The 17,935-nt window shown below is 45.0% G+C and carries 15 protein-coding genes and 2 pseudogenes; 7 read left to right on the top strand and 10 right to left on the bottom strand.

Annotation, left to right across the window (positions count from 1 at the left end; all coding sequences use genetic code 11):
• Positions 1-65: 65 nt before the first annotated feature.
• Complete coding sequence (locus L2703_RS01585; RefSeq protein ID WP_283107767.1) at positions 66-470, top strand: acyl-CoA thioesterase; 405 nt, start codon at positions 66-68, stop codon at positions 468-470.
• Here the strand turns inward: L2703_RS01585 and L2703_RS01580 are convergent, their stop codons facing one another.
• From L2703_RS01580 to mtnC, 3 genes are all read right to left on the bottom strand, one after another.
• A complete protein-coding gene (locus L2703_RS01580) occupies positions 471-728 on the bottom strand; it encodes a GNAT family N-acetyltransferase (RefSeq protein ID WP_248969393.1) in 258 nt (85 codons plus the stop codon).
• Between the two features lie 46 nt (positions 729-774).
• Entirely contained in the window at positions 775-1,197 is a 423-nt protein-coding gene (locus L2703_RS01575; protein ID WP_248969392.1) for an acyl-CoA thioesterase, read from the bottom strand.
• Positions 1,198-2,028: 831 nt separating this feature from the next.
• A complete protein-coding gene (gene mtnC / locus L2703_RS01570) occupies positions 2,029-2,709 on the bottom strand; it encodes an acireductone synthase (protein WP_248969391.1) in 681 nt (226 codons plus the stop codon).
• A 201-nt stretch (positions 2,710-2,910) separates the two neighbouring features.
• Here mtnC and L2703_RS01565 point away from each other — a divergent pair, with 201 nt between their 5' ends.
• On the top strand, positions 2,911-3,171 hold the full coding sequence (locus tag L2703_RS01565) for a hypothetical protein (RefSeq protein ID WP_248969390.1): 261 nt from the start codon (positions 2,911-2,913) through the stop codon (positions 3,169-3,171).
• 115 nt (positions 3,172-3,286) lie between these two features.
• Here L2703_RS01565 and L2703_RS01560 read toward each other — a convergent pair whose 3' ends face one another.
• From L2703_RS01560 to hutI, 6 genes and pseudogenes are all read right to left on the bottom strand, one after another.
• Entirely contained in the window at positions 3,287-5,158 is a 1,872-nt protein-coding gene (locus L2703_RS01560) for a DUF885 domain-containing protein (protein ID WP_248969389.1), read from the bottom strand.
• Positions 5,159-5,402: 244 nt separating this feature from the next.
• Positions 5,403-5,705 (bottom strand): annotated as a pseudogene (locus L2703_RS01555) (GNAT family N-acetyltransferase); the annotation flags it as partial.
• A pseudogene (locus L2703_RS01550) lies at positions 5,677-5,950 on the bottom strand (type II toxin-antitoxin system TacA family antitoxin). The pseudogenes L2703_RS01550 and L2703_RS01555, both read right to left, overlap by 29 nt.
• 109 nt (positions 5,951-6,059) lie before the next feature.
• Complete coding sequence (locus L2703_RS01545) at positions 6,060-7,727, bottom strand: amidohydrolase (RefSeq protein WP_248969388.1); 1,668 nt, start codon at positions 7,725-7,727, stop codon at positions 6,060-6,062.
• A 122-nt stretch (positions 7,728-7,849) separates the two neighbouring features.
• Positions 7,850-8,626 carry a haloacid dehalogenase type II gene (locus L2703_RS01540; protein WP_248969387.1) on the bottom strand — a complete coding sequence of 259 codons (777 nt, stop codon included), beginning with the start codon at positions 8,624-8,626 and terminating at the stop codon, positions 7,850-7,852.
• A 203-nt stretch (positions 8,627-8,829) separates the two neighbouring features.
• Positions 8,830-10,062: an imidazolonepropionase gene (hutI, locus tag L2703_RS01535; RefSeq protein ID WP_248969452.1), complete on the bottom strand. Its 1,233-nt coding sequence runs from the start codon at positions 10,060-10,062 to the stop codon at positions 8,830-8,832.
• Positions 10,063-10,196: 134 nt separating this feature from the next.
• Between hutI and hutC the strand changes: the two genes are divergently transcribed.
• The 5 genes from hutC (at position 10,197) to L2703_RS01510 (ending at position 17,162) form a co-directional block, all read left to right on the top strand.
• Positions 10,197-10,901, top strand: coding sequence for a histidine utilization transcriptional repressor HutC (gene hutC, locus L2703_RS01530; protein ID WP_248969386.1), 705 nt, complete (start codon positions 10,197-10,199; stop codon positions 10,899-10,901).
• 76 nt (positions 10,902-10,977) lie between these two features.
• A complete protein-coding gene (gene hutU / locus L2703_RS01525) occupies positions 10,978-12,648 on the top strand; it encodes a urocanate hydratase (RefSeq protein WP_248969385.1) in 1,671 nt (556 codons plus the stop codon).
• Positions 12,649-12,651: 3 nt separating this feature from the next.
• Entirely contained in the window at positions 12,652-14,190 is a 1,539-nt protein-coding gene (gene hutH, locus L2703_RS01520) for a histidine ammonia-lyase (RefSeq protein ID WP_248969384.1), read from the top strand.
• A gap of 219 nt (positions 14,191-14,409) precedes the next feature.
• Complete coding sequence (locus L2703_RS01515) at positions 14,410-15,672, top strand: mechanosensitive ion channel family protein (RefSeq protein WP_248969383.1); 1,263 nt, start codon at positions 14,410-14,412, stop codon at positions 15,670-15,672.
• Positions 15,673-15,704: 32 nt separating this feature from the next.
• Entirely contained in the window at positions 15,705-17,162 is a 1,458-nt protein-coding gene (locus L2703_RS01510; protein WP_248969382.1) for an alpha/beta fold hydrolase, read from the top strand.
• On the opposite strand, the gene L2703_RS01505 is transcribed toward L2703_RS01510, so the two are convergent.
• Entirely contained in the window at positions 17,159-17,731 is a 573-nt protein-coding gene (locus L2703_RS01505; protein ID WP_248969381.1) for a lysophospholipid acyltransferase family protein, read from the bottom strand. The genes L2703_RS01510 and L2703_RS01505 overlap by 4 nt on opposite strands.
• Positions 17,732-17,935: the final 204 nt, after the last annotated feature.

The raw sequence follows: 17,935 nt of genomic DNA, 5'->3' as shown, positions 1-17,935 counted from the left end.
AGAATGGCTTCACATTGATACATTATAATAATAAAGGATTTATTGTGGCTGATACTCAATTTAGCATGACCCTTAAACCGCGTTTTTGTGAAACCGACGCACTAGGACACATCAATAACACAGTGATACCCGTTTGGTTTGAAGCAGCACGCGAGCCTATTTTTGATATTGTCAATCCGGGGCAAGATTTAACCAAGTGGAACATGATTATTGCCGGTTTTACCATCGCTTTTACCGCCCCTACTTACTACGGCACTGAAGTGACAGTAAAAACCCATATTAGCCGTTTGGGTAACAGCAGTTTTGATATTGTACAAAGCTGTTGGCAACACGGTAAACAAACCGCACAAGCGACCACCACCATGGTGCACTACAACTACCAAACCGAAAAAAGCGAACCATTAACCGATAATGTGCGTCAGCAATTAGCTGTGTTAACGGGCCCAGTATGCTCGCAGGCTAACAGCTAATTAACCTAAAAACTTAACCACATAACTGCAGCTGGCATTAATATTAAAATCGTTAGATTTTGCCCACGCCAGCCCAGTACGCACGAGCTTTTCGGCTATGCCTTGTCCGCGCAATTGCGGCGATACAAAGGTGCGATGAAAGTCAATGTTTTGGCCTGCCAAATGATATTCGAGCATGGCTTCAGCCCCTTGAGTTTTAACCACAAAACGTTGCTGCTCAGCTTGGTGCTCTACGTTTAACGTATCCTTATTGCTCATGCTGTTATCCTTGTAGGCTATTAATTTAACGATGAATTGCTCAAGCTTATTGATGCTTCGACAAGGCGTCTAGTAATTGTGGGGTGAGTTTGGCTTTTTGTCCGGTTTTCACATTAAACATCACCACTTTTGCCCAACCAATGGTGGTGACAGCTTGCTGCGCTTGGCTAAACACAGTGTAATGCATGACAAAGCGGTCTTCAGTAATATCGCTAATTTTGGTACCGACAATAATGGTGTCTGGAAACGTTAGCGGGCGCTTAAAACGGGCGTTAGTTTCGCTTAATACTGGGCCAACACCTGTGGTTTTTAAGTCGGCAAGTAGGTTTATTTGGTTGAAAAAATCGAGGCGAGCCGTTTCAAAATACTTAAAGTAGACAGCATTATTAACGTGTTGTAATGCATCCATTTCACCCCAAGCTACTGGGATTGTTGTGTTAATTGGGTGTTGAGCTAAAAAGTTATCCATGGGTTGCCTTGTGTTAGGGGGTGTTGATCTTTCAAGGTTGTTTTTGCAGCCAATTGTTGGCCATTACTCACATAAACACCTGCGCGGCACAGACGTTGAGGCGTGGTTATTCTACATAAAAAGCCGATAACGCAGTAACAATGGCCAACAAACGCAGCACATAAGATTCGGCTAAAAACGTGTGACGCTTTGCAATAAAGAGTTGCTTAGATGGCTAAGCTTCAATCCATTCGCCTCGATTAACAGGTTTTTAACTCGAACAACATTCAACCTGAAAAGGGCAGTGTTGCCTAGGGCCTGTTGACCTTTCAAGGTTGTTTTTGCAGCGAATTGTTGGCCATTACTCATATACAAGTGCGCGGCAGAGACTTTGAGGTGTAGTTATTCTACATAAAAAGTCGATAACGCAGTAAAAATGATCAACAAACGCTGCCCACAGGGTTCGGCTAAAAACGTTTTACTCTTTGTTGAACGATGCTTTACAAATAAAGAGTTGCTTAGGTGACTAGGCTACAATCCATTCGCCTCGATTAAAACGTTTTTAACTCGAACAACATTCAACCAGCAAAGATCAACAGGCCCTAGTTAATTGATTGTTTTTATTGTTTATTAATGTATCAGCCTGAGCGGTGAACAACAAGCGTTAAGCTTAATACTTCGTTATCAATCACAATTGTGACTGTGAAAATAAGCACGATTCAGCTTTTATGGTATTTAAAGTGTATCTGGCAAGGATTTAGGGTAATACAAATAGTTATACCAATCCGCATTATAATAAGAGCAAAAAACGACCATTAAGGTCGTTTTTTGCTATAGGGAAAGCTGCACTGTTTAGTCAAAATGCAGTTCATTAAAACTGGTGACTTTTTTACAATCCGCTTGGCGTTGGTCGGTAAAACGTAGCATTTGGCAGGTTGTCATGCCTGCTGCAGCGGCTGCTTTTAGCTCTTCAGCAACATCAGATACAAACAAAATTTGTTTGGGCTTTAAGCTAATCGTATTGCAGATGTTGCAGTAGGCTTGCTTGTCTAATTTGTTACCAGTACGGGTGTCAAAGTGACCACTAAATGCGCTGGTTAAATCGCCTGAGTCTGAATGACTAAAAAGCAGCTTTTGTGCTTCAACCGATCCAGATGAAAAACTGTAAATACGGATACCTTTTTGGGTTATACGTTCAATTGACTCGATAAAGTCTGGGTAAATATGGCCAGTAAAATCAACACGATTGTAGCCTTGTTTCCAAATTAACCCTTGTAAGGTTTTTAGGGGCGTCACTTTACGGTCTTCATCGATCCACTGTTGTAAAATTTCAGTTACACGCGCTAATGAGGCCTCTGGCTCTAAGGCAATATCTTTTACATCGCTAATGCAGCAATCGACCAACACATTGTGTTGGTTTTTCTCAAGAAAATCGGCCATTGCAGTGCGTGAGTATGGAAATAACACATCCTGAATAAAGTTAAGATCGGTAGTGGTACCGGCGGTATCAACGATGATAGCTCTAATACTCATAAGATTTGTGACTCCCAAACAATAAATTAACGTGCCCATGATCCTATGCTTTATTGGTCGCTAAGGCTAGTGCTATTGACGATATTCCCCCTAGGTTTAGCGACTTTTAGTACAAGATGTGACCTCGGTTTAGATAATGCTAAATTGCCTTGTGTGAAGAGGGTAATGGATGTATTTTTGCAATCGCAAACCGATTAGCCAGTGCAAACTCGTTACCTATTGGCGCTCGAAGACCGCTTTGTTCATGATAATCCAGCACAAGCAATTGCGGTATATCAAGATACGCTCAATGCTTATCCTCATGCGCATACTGCGTATCATGCTTTAGCCATGGTTTATGCCGATTTAGGCGAATTAACGAAAGCCATTACGGCTGAACAGCAAGCCTTAGCAAATACTGACCATCCATTTTATTTGAACAAATACACTCAGCAATTGGCTAAATTTCAACAGCCGCGATAATGATAGTTATTCATCAATGCACAGTGTCACAGGACGAGTATCGCCCTGTGACAGGCTGTTGAGTGTGATTGACTGTTTAAACACACTGTGAAAATCATTTATCTTATCGCTTAATTTATACCGTGGTTTGGCTGGTTAACCACTGGTCAATTTTTTGCTCCATTAAATCGAGCGGCAATGCCCCGTTTTCTAATAAGCGATCGTGAAATACTTTAATATCAAACTTATCTCCTAAGGTTTTTTTCGCCTTTTCACGTAGTTCGATGATTTTCAGTTCCCCTAATTTATAACCGAGAGCCTGGCCTGGCCACACAGTGTAACGCTCAATCTCGGCAGTGGCCTCTGAACGATGGATCCCCTCTGTGGTAATAGCATAGTCGATGGCCTGTTCACGGCTCCAACCTCTGGCATGCATTCCAGTGTCAACCACAAGTCGAACTGCACGGTGTAGTTCAGACTGTAAACGGCCAATATCGTCAATAGGGTCATTGGCGTATATTCCCATTTCTGCAGCTAAACGTTCGGCATACAGTGCCCATCCTTCACCTGCAGCATTGGAATAAAATACTGTGCTTAATATGGGCAAGGTGTCAGATAAACCAATAATAGTTTGTAAATGATGACCTGGATTTGTCTCATGGTAGGTTAACGTTTGTAACGAGTACGATGGTAGGGCTGCTGTGTCGTATAAGCTGATCCAGAATGTGCCTTTGCGAGAACCGTCTTGTGATGGAGCATCATAAAATGCGCCACTGGTCGATGCCGCGCGACTGTCTGGTACTGCTTCAATTGCGACATCTTGGTCGGGTAAGCGGCCAAACCATTGCGGTAATTGGGCATTAATTAAGGCTAGGTCTGCATCAATATCGGCCATGAGTTGTTGTTTACCTTCGGCGGTGTTGGGGTAAAGGTACTGTGGGTCGTTAAGTAACACTTGCATGCGTTCACCTACTGTGCCGTCAACATAACCCACTTTTTTTAGTAATCCGTCCATTTCTGCTGTGATGCGTGCAACTTCGGTTAACCCAAGTTGATGAATGTCTTCAGCAGTTCTGTTCGAGTTCCCTAAATGTTGGATCATCGCTTGGTAAAGCTTCGCACCCTGGGGGAGGTGGCTAATGCCTGCATAATGACGTGCTTTAGGCTGGATAACTTCCAATGCTGCAATCAGTTGGCGGGTGGCCGCGTAGTATTTAGTGTCGACTAATTCTACCGCTGAGTTTACCAAAAGCTGAGACTTTGCCACCTTGGCAGTATTGAGCTTGTGGGCAAAACTGGTGACTAAAGGATGGCTGTTTGCTGGGCCACTAATTTGGGCTTTTAAGCCATCTAAGGTTTGACTAATCACAAAATCTGGTGGGATAACGCCCACTTCAACATCGTGGTTTAACTTGTCGATTAAGGTGCCCATTGCCGCGGGATACATACGTAAACGAGTGAGATAGGCATTGGCTTCATTGGTGTTGGTGACGGCAAATTTGTCTTCCATATAGCTTGGAAACTCAATGTGTAAACCTGACAGGTGATTAACGGCATAGGGTAAAAACCACACCCCATATTCGCCCAAAACTGTACCGTAATTCACGGTTTTTGCAGGGAGCAGGGCGCCATTAATTTCAGACTGTATGGCACGTAAGCTCACTTGTTCTGATGTGTTTAATGTCGAGGCATCAATGCTATTTAGTTGATCTAATAGGCTCGCGAGGCCATTTCGGCGATGAGTTTCGCCAGACGGACTGTAGTCCGTTAGTTTAGACATCACATCGGCACCAATGCTGGTATCACTTACACCGTAGTAAGTTGCAATCTCTGGGCGTAAGACAAAATAGTCTTTGGTTATGCTTGTGATTTGTTGCTGCAGACTTTGTGTTACCGTCACGTCAGTTTGGCTCGTTTGGGCTGCTGTTGTGTTGGTGGTTTGTTCATTAGAATCGGTACATCCGCTCATTAACAGCGCGATGACTAAACCATTTATTATTTTGTTCATTGGTTACTCAGTGAGGTTTGTTGGTATTTTTAGGTTGTTCAAATCGATTTGGATAAGTGCGGTTATTGACGTTTTTGTTGCACATTTATTGGCTATGGTAGCAGTTTTTAGGTGTCGATCGCGATTTAACCTCGTGGCATCTGTAGCTAACCCTTAAGGCTGTTAAATACAGCAAACATAAAGGGGCGAAATATGTTAGGCGAAAAACATGCGTGATGAGTCGATTTTCCTGAATATACACTGACCATTCCACCCCCCCCTGGCCTTTGTAACGCTTATCTACTACTAAGCGGGCGATGAGGCCGCCTGAAGTTGAAGACTGATACTTTTTTGGAGTTTATGTGGCAGGGCTTTTATGTTCTATCGGGGTCATTGTTAATGTATAAAAACCGATAATATGAGCGTTATTGATATCATCTTCTAAAACAAAGGTTCTGGTGTTGTCTTTTTTAGCTTGCTAACTCGCCATAACTTTCAAGTAGTTATTAAGTGCGTCACTGCCACAGTTAAAGCGGTTTCTATCGTGTTTTGCTTTTATAACGTTCAGAAGCCGCTTGTAGATTTGAGTTTTCGGTTGCTGGGAGGTCTAGGGCTTTCATAAGTAAAGTGGCATCAGCTTGATTAAGCTTTAGCGTTTCTTCACGTTCAATCACTTGTCTGGCCTTTTTCGATTGCAGCATTTAACACAAATGAATTTAAGCTCGACATGCCAGTAAACGCCGCGGCTTTCGTTAATCAATCTTGGGTGTCAGCATCCACTCTAGCGGTGATGCGAGGTAACGAAACTGCCATAATATTTTCTCCAGTTGTGCCAAAATGTCACATACACATTATGTGGTTAAGTTGCTCAAAAAGTAATCTGCGTATCACTTTGGCACATAAGGAAATAGATTGAGAAACTCTATTCCTCTTCTTTCACAAATACCTGACGACCGTTGACCCAGGTGGCAATGACCTTGTTTTGCCATATTTGTTGTGGGTCGACTTTAAAATAGTCATCGTCGACTAAGATAAAGTCTGCTTTTTTACCTGGCTCTAATGAGCCCAATAGCTGCTCTTGGTGGCCAGCGTATGCGGCGTCGATGGTGAAGCTTTTGAGTGCTTCGATGCGTGAGAGTTTTTCAGTGGCGAGCCAGCCGTCGAGAGGTTGATTGGCATGATCTTGGCGCGTGACAGAGGCATGCAGGCCAAAGAATGGGTTAGGCGATTCGATAGGAAAGTCTGATCCATTAGCAATGACGGCATTGGCATTTAACAGTTTTCGCCACGCATAAGCACCTGCAAGACGCGCCTTGCCTAAACGGTTTTCAGCCATGTTTTTGTCGCTGGTGGCGTGAGTTGCCTGAATAGATGCAATCACTCCAAGTTGCGCAAAGCGGGGCACGTCAGCTAAATCAAGAATTTGTGCATGCTCAATACGATGACGCAGTGCTTTTGAGTCGGTTGCGGCAATGGCCGTTTGGTATTTATTGAGCACTACCTGATTCGCATTGTCGCCGATGGCGTGGGTGTTAACCTGAAAACCGGCTTTCATTGCCTGTGAAATCAGTTTACCTAATTGCTCGTCTGAATACAGCATTAAGCCTTTGTGGCCAGGTTGGTCTGAATATTCCTTAATTAACGCAGCGCCACGGCTGCCTAATGCGCCATCGGCTGATATTTTAACACTGTCGACTTTAAACATGTTGTCTGCTGTGTTGATGTGGCCTTGTTTTAGAATGCTGGGAAAACGAGGGTCTTCAACCGACAGCATGCCATTAACGCGCACGCTCATGGCATTGTTTGCCGCTAATTGTTGGTAGGCTTTAATGTTGTCTATGCTGATGCCCGCATCGTGCACACTGGTTAACCCGTAGGAGGCTAAACTGTCCATCGCGAGGGTTAAGGTTGATTGTAATTGCTGCTGATTAAGATCGGGGATCACGTTAAACACGAGGTTCATGGCATTGTCGATTAATACACCAGTCGGATTCCCTTGTTCATCTTTGACTATCTCGCCGCCTTTTGGCGCCACGGTACTGGCTGAAATCCCGGCCAGTGCTAATGCTTTGCTGTTAACCCAAATAGCATGGCCGTCAACTCGGCCAAATGAAACCGGATTAGCAGTAAACACCTTATCTAGCGTTTCTTTTGTCGGAAATTGTTTGCTGTCCCATAACTCTTGGTTCCATCCGCGACCCATTAACCAGCTGTCTGTTGGATTTTTTTTAATAAATGCTTGTGCGCGAGCCACTGCATCTTGTTCGCTTTGGGTATTGGTTAAGTCGGCGGTTAACAAGCTTAAACCATAGCTGAGAACATGGCCGTGGGCGTCAATTAACCCCGGCAGTAAGGTTTTACCTTTACCATCAATGCTAATGATCTCGTTGGTTGTGGGTAAAGCCTGGTCTTTGGTGAAAAGTCGGTCGATTTTATCGTCGGTGAACTGTATGGCATTAAAGGTGTGTAATTTACCGTTAACCAAGGTGTAGCCGTTAACATCATGCACCAGGGTGGTTTGCGCCAAGGCACAGGTGCTAAAACCGGTAAAACATAATGCAACCGCCAGTGTTAAATACCCTTTCTTCATCATTTTATCCCTTTATGCGACTTATTCATCAATAGGTATTAAATGTTAAGTAATCGTTAATAGCAAGGGGTAACATAATTGAAAAACCGCCTAATAGGCTTAGGCGGTTTGGGTGTTGATGCTTAGTTAAATTTAGCTAAGGTTTTTGCTAAGTCATTGACATCTAGCACGTTATAGTCTGGCTTTTCCGCCAGTGGAAACAGCACTTTACCCTGACGACGAATAAACGCCGTTTGTAAGCCTGCTTTTTCTGCACCTGCGATATCCCAGCCGTGTGCAGCAACCATTAGGGCGTCGTTAGCGTTAACGCCTAAATCTTTAATGGCCCATTGGTAAGTACTTAAATGTGGCTTAAATACACCGACAGACTCGATGCTCAGGTTAGCATCAAAATACTGGCTTAAGTTGGCATTTTTTAGCTGCAGTTGAACGCCTTCTAATGATGAGTTAGTTAACGTTACTAATTTATAACCTTGCGCTTTTAATGCCGCTAAGCCCTCAGCTACATCTGGGTGAGCGGGTAATGAACGTAACGGTGTCACAATGGCGGTTTTGGCCTGCTCGTGCGTAATGGCAATACCGTAAATCTCGGCCACCATTTCCAATGATGCGACCCCAATATTACCAAACGACTGATACTCGCCAGTAGCAGACACCACTAAAGAGTGGTGCAACATGGTTGAGAACCATAATGGCAATAAGTCGTCTCGGCCATTTAGTGCTGTGCCGACTGATTTACGCATGTTTTCAAGGTCTAATAAGGTTTCATTCACATCAAAGATAATCACTTTAGGTTTAGTGAGTTGAGCTGCTGATTCTGCTGAGTCGTTAGCGAAAGCATGGCCGCTGTTTAACAATATCCATGTGCTAGCAAGCGTGAGTAGAGTGCGAATTTTCATAATACCTCTGTTATTAGTTAGGTTAAGCGTAGTTAATTTGTTGAACGATCGTTCACTTTATGCCTAGACTAAATGAAGCTGAGCTTAAAATCACCCTTTTATTGCGAAGAGATACAGAATTTACGGGTTAGTGGGCGTTTGAGTTTAGCGTTAATAACTCAAATCCCGCTGGTAGTGATGGCTTAACTACGGCCAAGATAAGGTCAACGAGGCAGGGCAACAACTTGGCCGTTTTTGACCACGTTTTGACAAGGATTAACCCCAAAAGCATAAGCTAATTGTGCAGGTGTGTGGATATCCCATAAACAAAAGTCAGCTTGTTTGCCCACGGTAATGCTGCCAATGCGCTGCTCGAGCCCCAATGCTTTGGCGGCATTAAGGGTGACCCCTTGTAAGGCTTCTTCTGGGGTTAACCTAAACAGAGTGCAAGCCATGTTGAGCATTAATAGCGTTGAACAAAGCGGTGACGAACCGGGGTTGAAGTCGCTGGCAACCACCATAGGTACGTTGTATTTACGCAGCAGATCAATTGGCGGTAATTGAGTTTCGCGTAAAAAATAAAAAGCACCAGGTAATAAGGTTGCACAGGTGCCACTTGCACTAATGGCTTTGACACCTGCTTCATCTAAAAACTCAATATGGTCGACAGATTTTGCGCCTAATTTTGCCGCTAGCATGCTTCCGCCCAGATTGGATAATTGCTCAGCATGCAGTTTTATCTGCAAACCGGCTTGTTTGGCTGCATTTAATACCCGTTCGGTTTGAGTAAGATTAAACGCGATATTTTCGCAAAAAACGTCAACGGCATCGGCTAAATTTTCAGCGATAACCGCTGGCAGCATGTCATTAATAACGAGATCGACATAGCCGTCTACATCGTCCTGGTATTCTGGCGCAATAGCATGGGCCCCTAAAAATGTGGTGCTCACATCAATATGATGATGCTCGCCAAGTTCGCGTGCAACCCGTAACAGTTTAAGCTCGGTTTCGGTGTTTAAGCCATATCCAGATTTAATCTCAACCGTGGTGACACCTTCTCTGGCTAAGGCATTTAAACGTTGGCGACCCAGTTCAAATAATTCAGCTTCATCGGCGTCGCGGCAGGCATTAACGGTTGAAATAATGCCACCACCGGCGCGGGCAATGTCTTGATAGCTGGCACCTTGTAGCCGTTGTTCAAACTCGTTGGCGCGATTACCTGCAAACACTAAGTGAGTATGCGCGTCGATGAGACCTGGGGTTATCCAGCCACCTTTGCCTCTGTAAACTGGCGTTGCCAAAACATCAAATTCTGGCAATGCATTGCGCGGGCCAACCCAAGCGATTTTACCGTCTTTTACTGCAATGGCTGCTTGATGTATTGCGCCGTAAGCACCATCAATACTCGGGTCCATCGTTGCTACGTTGACATCTATCCAGACTTGATCCCACACCATGACAACCCCTAAAAACACAAAAAAGCGATAACGCAATATTTGGTAAACAATACTTGTTTTGGCTTGTATATACAAGGTAGAGTTAATGCAGTAATAAACATTCATTCTATTTTAGCGAGCGTGGAATTCTTGACATGGCCCAAGCAAAATTTGCTCAGATTAAACAATTTATTTTGGCGCGTATTGAAACCGGCCAATGGCAAGAACACGACCGCGTGCCGTCAGAAAACCAATTAACTGAACTCTTTAGTTGCAGCCGCATGACAGCAAGACGTGCGTTAACTGAGCTGGTGGACTCGGGTGTGTTAGAGCGCACTCAAGGTGTGGGCACTTTTGTTGCGGGACTCAAGTCGCAATCGTCACTCTTAGCGATCCGCAATATTGCCGATGAAATTAAAGATCGGGGCCATGGATACAGTGTAAAACAGCTTGAGTTAAAGCAGATTGCTGCCAGTGCCGCAGAGGCAAATGCCTTAGGGCTTGAGGTCGGTAGCCCGGTATTTTATTCAGTGCTAGTGCATTGCGAGCAAGGAATGCCACTGCAAGTTGAAGAACGCTTTGTGAACCCTAAATTAGTCCCCCAGTACCTAGAGCAAGACTTTAGGTTACAGACACCGCACGAATATTTATCGGCTGTGGCGCCCTTAACAGAAGCCCGCCATACCGTTGAAGCCATTATGGCAACAGCCTTGTTGCAACAAAGGCTTGCAATAAGCGCAACAGAGCCTTGTTTACAAATTTTACGCCGTACCTGGTCACGCCAAGGTGTGGTGAGTTTTGCCCGTTTAGTGCATCCGGGCAGTAAATTTAAACTCACCTCTGCGTTGGTAAAACAATGATGCTAATCAAGCCGCTATAACAACAATACAAAACACAACAAGACCAAACCGGATAGATTCGGTTGAAGAGGACATTATGGATAAACGACATGACTCAAGCAGGCGTATTATTGCGCCGCATGGCACTCAATTACAGTGTAAAAGTTGGTTAACGGAAGCCGCAATGCGGATGTTAATGAACAACCTTCATCCCGATGTAGCTGAACGCCCTGAAGATTTAGTGGTATACGGTGGGATTGGCCGCGCCGCGCGAGACTGGCAAAGTTACGACAAAATTATTGAGGTTTTGCAGCGTCTTGAAGACGATGAAACCTTGTTGGTGCAGTCTGGTAAACCGGTTGGGGTGTTTACCACTCATGCTAATGCGCCACGGGTGATTATTGCTAACTCAAACCTGGTGCCACACTGGGCGAATTGGGAGCATTTTAACGAGCTAGATAAAAAAGGCTTGGCGATGTATGGCCAAATGACCGCTGGGTCATGGATTTATATTGGCTCTCAAGGCATTGTGCAAGGCACCTATGAAACCTTTGTCGCTATGGCCAAGCAGCATTTTAATGGCTCGTCTGCGGGTAAGTGGATTTTAACCGGTGGTTTAGGCGGCATGGGCGGTGCACAGCCGTTAGCGGGCACAATGGCGGGCTATTCGGTATTAACCTGTGAAGTGGATGAAACCCGAATTGATTTTCGTATGCGCACTGGGTATGTCGATAAAAAAGCCACGTCATTAGATCAAGCCTTAGCTATGATTTACCAAGCCAATCAAAGCGGCAAGCCTGTTTCTGTGGGTTTATTGGCTAATGCAGCCGATGTGTTTTCCGAGTTAGTTACCCGTGGTATCACCCCAGATGTCGTCACCGACCAAACCTCGGCACACGATCCCTTAAACGGTTATTTACCTCAGGGGTGGACTTTAGCGTACGCCGCAAAAATGCGTCAAACCGATGAAGCTGCGGTTGTTAAAGCGGCTAAGCAGTCGATGGCCGTGCAAGTTCGCGCCATGTTGGCATTGCAAGCGGCAGGGGCGGCAACCACAGACTATGGCAATAATATCCGCCAAATGGCCTTTGAAGAAGGCGTGACTAACGCGTTTGACTTCCCTGGGTTTGTGCCTGCGTATGTGCGCCCGCTATTTTGTGAAGGCATTGGACCATTTCGCTGGGTTGCGCTATCTGGCGACCCTGAAGATATTTATAAAACCGACGCTAAAGTCAAAGAGTTGATCCCTGATAACCCCCATTTACATCACTGGCTCGATATGGCCCGGGAGCGCATTGCGTTTCAAGGTCTGCCGGCACGCATTTGTTGGGTTGGCTTAAAAGATCGCGCCCGTTTAGCGTTAGCATTTAACGAAATGGTAAAAAACGGTGAGTTGTCGGCGCCCATTGTGATTGGCCGAGATCATTTGGATTCTGGCTCAGTGGCCAGCCCAAATCGTGAAACCGAAGCCATGCTTGATGGCTCTGATGCCGTGTCAGATTGGCCATTAATGAATGCGCTGTTAAATACCGCCAGTGGCGCGACCTGGGTGTCGTTGCATCATGGTGGCGGTGTTGGCATGGGCTTTAGTCAACATTCGGGGGTAGTGATTGTCGCTGATGGTACTCAAGAGGCCGCAGTGAGGTTAGGCCGAGTGTTATGGAATGACCCCGCAACGGGCGTGATGCGCCATGCCGACGCTGGCTATGAGCTTGCAAAAAATTGTGCCAAAGAGCAAGGCTTAGACTTGCCAATGTTAGGAGCCTAATCCATGTCGACTTACTCATTTGAACTGGTACCAGGTACCTTAACATTGGCACAAGCTCGGGCCATTAGTCGTAACAACGTCAAGCTAACGCTTGCCCAAGAGGCGATTAAAGACATTAATCACAGTGCCGAAATTGTCCAGCAAGTGCTGCGTGAAGGTCGCACGGTTTATGGGATTAACACCGGGTTTGGTCTATTAGCCAACACCAAAATTGCACCACAAGATTTACAATTATTGCAGCGCTCAATCGTGTTGTCTCATGCTGCAGGTATTGGCCAGTACATGCAAGATGCCACCGTGCGCTTAATGATGGTGTTAAAAATCAACTCATTAAGCCGTGGTTTTTCTGGCATTCGGTTAGAAGTGATTGAGTTTTTAATGCAGTTAGTGAATACGGGGGTGTATCCGTGCGTACCAGAAAAAGGCTCTGTGGGGGCGTCTGGAGATTTAGCGCCACTAGCACATATGTGTTTGCCCTTATTAGGCGAAGGCGAAATGAGCTATCAAGGGCAGATTATCTCGGCAAGCGAAGGGCTTAAGATTGCGGGGTTAAAGCCGATTGAGCTGGCCGCGAAAGAAGGTCTGGCGTTATTAAATGGTACCCAAGCATCAACCGCTTTAGCGCTTGAAGGCCTGTTTAATGCTGAAGATTTATTTGCTGCAAGCTCAGTGATTGGTGCCATGAGTGTTGAAGCAGCCATGGGGAGTCGTAGTCCTTTTGATGCGCGTATTCATGCCGCGCGTGGGCAAAAAGGTCAAATCGACTCGGCGGCAATTTTTCGTCACTTGTTGACTCACGAATCTGACATTAGCCTTAGCCACACGCATTGTGAAAAAGTACAAGATCCTTACTCGCTGCGATGTCAGCCACAAGTATTGGGTGCGTGTTTAACTCAAATTCGTCAGGCGGCAGAAGTGCTAGGGGCTGAGGCAAATGGTGTAACCGACAATCCATTGGTGTTCCAAGATACTGGCGACATTATTTCTGGCGGTAATTTCCACGCTGAACCTGTGGCAATGGCCGCAGATAATTTAGCCATTGCCATTGCCGAAATGGGCGCCATTGCTGAGCGTCGTATGGCATTGCTTATTGACTCGAGTTTGTCAAAATTACCCCCATTTTTAGTCAACAATGGTGGGGTTAACTCAGGCTTTATGATTGCTCAGGTCACGGCGGCGGCTCTAGCGTCTGAAAATAAAACCTATGCTCATCCGGCCTCGGTAGACAGTTTACCTACATCGGCCAACCAGGAAGATCATGTTTCAATGGCGACGTTTGCTGCGCGCCGTTTACGCGAAATGAGCGAAAACACTCGCGGTGTATTAGCCATTGAGTTACTGGCTGCGGCGCAAGGGCTAGATTTTAGAACCCCATTACGGCCCAGCGCATCAGTGGCAATGGCTAAAGCTGAATTAAGGGCAATTGTGGCGTTTTATGATCAAGACCGCTATTTTGCCCCAGATATCGAAAATGCGGTCGATTTATTGGTTAGTGCGAGTTTTAATCGACTGTTACCGCAAGGGTTGATGCCAAGCTTTTAGCTCACTTTTATTGTTAAACTTATATAATAAAAGGACCGCAAGGTCCTTTTTTTCGGTAAAATTCTCAATAATTTGTGAACTATCGTTATTGAATGAATGTGCTGAATTGTATGCTCAATTCAGTGCATAATGTTGGCAGGGAAACCTTAACATTCTGGTTTGTGTTTTGGGTATTAAACGTTCTTTTGTGTAAAGGACAATATTGCTAAGGATTTGTGTGTGAATACAGAAGTACGGATTGAAATAGCGGCCTGGTTAACCCGCCTAGGTATTAATAGCCAACCTACCGATGGACTCGCCACCTCCATATTAATTTTTGCCTGCTTAATCATTGCTGGCATTGGTTACTTTATTGCGCATCGATTTGTTGTGAATGTGCTTAATGTCATTATTCGCCGCTCTTCGGTAACGTGGGACGACATTTTCATGCGTTTCAATGTTCTTGAGCGTCTTGCGCTATTAGTGCCGATAGCCATTCTCGATTTGCTTATACCGATAGTGCTGACCTCGCATGAGTTTGCCAGTACGGTAATTGATCGCTTGCTAAGTTCGTTATTAGTGGTCTTTATTTTACGCGCTATTTACAGCGCCCTAAATGCCGCTGATGAGATTGCCGATGTTAACCATATCAATCGTCGTTTACCTGTAAAAAGCTTTGTGCAGTTAACCAAGTTATTCTTATTTTTTATTGGTTTAATTGTTGTTTTTTCGATACTAGCCGACCAGTCGCCTATCTATTTTTTTAGTGGCTTAGGTGTTGCCACTGGCTTTGTTATGCTGGTGTTTCGTGACACTATTTTAGGCTTTGTTGCAGGTATTCAGTTAGCTGCAAACCGCATGGTCAGTAAAGGCGACTGGATCCAAATGGACAAGTACGCCGCAGACGGCGCGGTAGAAGATGTCACACTCACCACGGTAAAAGTGCGTAATTGGGATAACACTATCACCATGATCCCTGCGTATGCTTTGGTGTCAGACGCCTTTAAAAACTGGCGGGGTATGTCAGAGTCTGGTGGCCGCCGGATCAAGCGCTCAATCAATATTGATGTTAACAGCATTCAGTTTTTAACTGATGACGAGCGTATTCGTTTAGGTAAGGTCAATTACTTAAAAGAGTATTTACCGCAAATATTTAATGAAATTAGTGCAGCCAATGCCAATGTAAGTGATATTGACATGAAAGTTAACGGTAGACGACTAACCAATATCGGTACTTTTAGGGCGTATTTACAAGAGTATTTACGTCGTCATGACAAGGTGCACAAAGACATGACCTTAATGGTGAGGCAGTTAGCGCCGACTACCGAAGGCTTGCCGATAGAGTTGTATATTTTTACCAATGATATCCGTTGGACTTATTACGAAGCGATACAAGCTGACATTTTTGATCATATTTTTGCGGTGTTACCCGAGTTTGGTTTACGTGCATTTCAAATACCTACCGGAAATGATATCCGCAGTATTAAACAGGGTGCTGAATAGTGTGTTAACCAAGTTACCTAAGGAAATGTAAAGTGGCTAAGTGGTTCGTGTTAGTGTTGTTATCTTTGTTGATGTTGCCTGTACAGGCGAACTGGCTAAATGACATAAACCGAAAAGTGCGTGCTTTAGGAGAGCCTGAAGCAGAAATACAAGTAGCCAAACCGCTTTCAGCGTTAGAGTTAGCTGACTATCCACCTCAATATCAATATCAACGTGTGATGGTGCCGAGTCATGACACGCCTTTATTTGTTCTGCAAGCTGGACTTGAGCATCAAGATACCGTGGTGCTCGTGCATGGTTTAGGAGACTTAGCCTCTAAAGATTGGCTTACTGTGATCCCGGCTTTAGCCGCGCAATACCATGTGGTAGCGATTGATTTACCCGGTTTTGGTTTGTCTCAAGGGGCGGTGTTTACCTATTCTCCGAAAGAATATGCCAAAGTGATTGATTGGGTTATTACGCAGTATCGTCACCCTGGGCAAGTAAGTTTGGTGGGCCATTCCATGGGGGCGGCGATCAGCCTATATTATGCTAATCAATACCCTGGGCGTATTGGGCAACTGGTGTTAGTTGATGCGGCGGGCATTTTAGATCGTACAGCGTATATAAAACATCTCTCGACACGTGATAACGATAAGGCCGATTTACCGCAAGGCGTGAGGCGGGTCATCGCGCGAGTCGATAATTTTGCCGATAAAATGCTAGAAAAAACCGGTACCGGATTTGACCCAACGCGTCTGTTTAGTAACGATTCTTCTTTGCGTAACATGACGATTGGCGAACAAACTAATATGAACGCTGCGCTAGCATTAATGGAACAGAATTTCTCGGTACTTAATTACCAACAAATGCCCACGACCCAAATTATTTGGGGGGCACAAGACACGGTCGCCCCCTTGCGAACAGCTCATGCGTTACAGCATGTGTTGCCCTTGTCTCAATTGCATGTCATTAGCGATGCGGGCCATGTGCCAATGAAGTCTCATCCACAGCGATTTAATTCATTACTGTTGGCAAGCTTGCAAGGTTTGACGACGGCGCGCCCCGCGCGGATGACTAATGTTAGCCAGCGAATAGGCCGCTGCTTTCAAGATGATCACACTCACTTTAGTGGCCAGTATCAACACATTATATTAAATGATTGCAAACTTGTGCGCTTTGATAACCTTGATACCCAACAGCTTACCTTGACCGACTCGATTGTGAGTATGAGCAAAAGTCGTATTGGTACCGCTGGCCACACAATGGTAATCACGCGCAGTGTAATGACCGCCACAGATACTGACATAGTGGGTAGGATTAACAGTAATCGCAGTCGTTTTGATTTTGCCGGCGTGAGTTTTTACGGTGAGTCACCAGTGTTTATTTCGCAAGCGTCAACTCGGCTTGTATTATCACTCACCAGGATTATTACTCCCACCCAATCGACACGCTTAGGTGGAAGTTACGTATTAGCAGAACAAAGCCTTGAGAGTATGTTGTCGTATTAAGGTTGCTTGTTTGAGGGCGGTAGCTGATAAACCGGGATCGCTTTTGCGCGATAGCCTTTAATGGTGCGATAAAAATCCATGAGTTGATTTATCTCATTTTCAATATCCCCTGTTGGTGTCATCGGGGCAGAAAGCACTATCGCCTTGCGAGAAAAGTCTAATCCTACTGGCACTATCTTTACGTTTGATTTCATAGCGATATGATAAAAACCACTTTTCCACCGCGTAACCGGACTGCGTGTGCCTTCAGGTGCCAGTGCTAATTTATAGTTGGGATCTTGCTGAAATAATTGAGCTGCAGCATCGACTAAGTTGTTATGTTTACGCCTGTCTACCGGGCTGCCTCCCATGGCGCGAAATAACCATCCCCAGGGCGGTATAAATAATTGGTGTTTGCCCAAAAAATGGATTTTAGTGCCCAAAGCACTGCGGGCAATAATACCAATAATAAAGTCCCAATTACTGGTATGTGGGCCAACGATAATCACGTAAGGTTGAGTGCTGTCGAGTTGGCCTTCAAATTTCCAGCCGATGAGTCGCAGTAATCCTGAGCAAAATGTACTTAACATGTTGGGATCCTAATCAGAGCGTTAACGCTTCTTGTTATAAGTCTATTTTTGTGCGCACCAAAGCGGGGCATTTGCTGATTAAAGCATATAAGCCATTATTCGCCAATGGCGTTTTGTTGAGGGGTGACGGGTTTATTGGGTACAGTTTGGCTACACATAAACAATATGTAGTGGTTAAAGCAAGAGTGCTGTTTAACGCAAAGG

The sequence above is a fragment of the Shewanella basaltis genome (assembly GCF_023283885.1).
In the GTDB taxonomy this organism is placed as follows: Bacteria; Pseudomonadota; Gammaproteobacteria; order Enterobacterales; family Shewanellaceae; genus Shewanella; species Shewanella basaltis.
This window is presented reverse-complemented; position numbering and strand designations above follow the sequence as displayed.